Genomic DNA, 543 nt, shown 5'->3' with positions numbered 1-543 from the left:
CCCCGCCGCACGCGCCAGATCGGCCAGGCGCGCCATGTCGGCCTGCCCCCGGCGCGAATGCAGGTCCATGAACCCCTGCGCCAGCTTGGTCATCTTGGCCACGCCACCGGCCACCGTAACCCGCCCGACCGGGTGCGTGCGCAGGTATTTCAGCAGGCCACCGGCAAAATCCCCCATCTCCAGCATGCTTCCGGCGGCAGGCCGTACAGCGCGCGCGCCGCCTGTTCCGACACGTTGCCCGTTGACCCCACCACATGCTCCAGCCCCATGGCGCGGGCCACGTCTACGCCCCGATGGATGCTGTCGATCCACGCGGCGCAGGAAAACGGCACCACGATGCCGGTGGTGCCAGAATGGACAGCCCCCCCACGATGCCCAGACGGCCATTGAGCGTATGGCGCGCCATTTCCTGCCCGCCCGCAATGGAAACCGTCACCTCCGCATCTGGCTCATGCCCCGTTACCTCCCGCAGCGCCGCGCGGATCATGCGGCGCGGCACGGGGTTGATCGCGGGCTCCCCCGGCGGCAGGGGCAGGCCCGGCA

The 543-nt window shown here is 70.5% G+C and carries 1 pseudogene; it reads right to left on the bottom strand.

The features are described 5' to 3' along the window. Positions 1–543, bottom strand: a pseudogene (gene cbiD, locus JCM25156_RS26760) (cobalt-precorrin-5B (C(1))-methyltransferase CbiD); the annotation flags it as partial.

The organism is Komagataeibacter kakiaceti JCM 25156 (genome assembly GCF_000613305.1).
This window is presented reverse-complemented; position numbering and strand designations above follow the sequence as displayed.